Source organism: Pedobacter sp. 10L46_2 (assembly GCF_056395165.1).
Genome location: NZ_JBFTIZ010000548.1, coordinates 1 through 1,120, shown reverse-complemented (window position 1 = coordinate 1,120; position 1,120 = coordinate 1). Strand labels below are relative to the sequence as shown.

Genomic DNA, 1,120 nt, shown 5'->3' with positions numbered 1-1,120 from the left:
TTGCAGCGCTGGTACTAACGTTTGCAAATGTCCCCTTATCTCTCCCTGGTTTGGTAACCAGATTTAATATCTTTCTAGGCTGTCCCACTTTTATTCCGGTAAAATTAGCTTCATCGCCATAGTCATCAATTACCTGAACGTGAGAAAATATGCTCGATGGCAATTTTTTAATGAACTCAGCAACATTACTGGTAAAAAAATCCTTGCCATTTACCCTAAGTCTGGTAAGTTCCTTACCCATCGAGGTAACCTTTCCATCGTCCTTTACCACCATACCAGGGAACTGCTTTAACAGATCCTCTACATAATCGCCTTCTCTTATCACAAACGCTTCTGTATTGTATTCAATGGTATCTTTCATTACCCTTATGGGAGTGATTTTGCCCTTAATCACCACCTCATCAAGCATATTAGACTCTGTTTTGAGTATAATATTGCCAAGGTCAACCTGTTTTTGTTTGTCAAGAAAGGTAACGATTGAAGCATATGGCTTGTAACCAATACTGCGGACCAACAGGTCTGAACTCTGAGTTGAAATATTGGAAATAGAAAAATCCCCCTCCTTATCGGCAATTACAGTCAACGTATCTTTGCCTGTAATTACCCTAATGTAGGATCCGGGTATTCCCTGGTTGGTACTGTCTTTTACACTACCTTTAATTGTACGTTTTATTTGCGCTGTTAATTCTTGGCTGGAGAGCGTACAAATAAATACAAGTAAAAGGATAATTCTCTGAGCGTTCAAATTACTTACTTATTATACGTATTCAGGCTAAATATAGTGCTTTACATCAATTATTAAACTATTGTAATTCTATTTTGATAATTGTAGCATCAGCCCCGTTTAGCTCGTACTTAAGCGTTTTATTAATTGCAAAACCTTTACCAGAGAAAAGTTCTTTTGCCTTGTAAGATGACTTTTTACTACCTAATCTATCCAATGGAACCGTAAAAACCTTCTTTTTACCATCAAAGTTTAAAATTGCCAGATATAAGCTATTGCCTATCTTTCTAACAAACAACTCGTTAGATTGCTCACCCGTATTTCTTAAAATTGCCAGATATAAGCTATTGCCTATCTTTCTAACAAACAACTCGTTAGATTGCTCACCCGTATTTC

General features: G+C 36.9%; 1 protein-coding gene and 1 pseudogene. Both read right to left on the bottom strand.

The window, feature by feature from the left end; all coding sequences use genetic code 11:
- Window positions 1-745, bottom strand: a 745-nt coding sequence (locus AC1DDX_RS27705) for a carboxypeptidase-like regulatory domain-containing protein (protein ID WP_477623072.1), incomplete at its 3' end; no start/stop codon positions are given.
- A 58-nt stretch (window positions 746-803) separates the two neighbouring features.
- Window positions 804-1,120 (bottom strand): annotated as a pseudogene (locus AC1DDX_RS27700) (hypothetical protein); the annotation flags it as partial.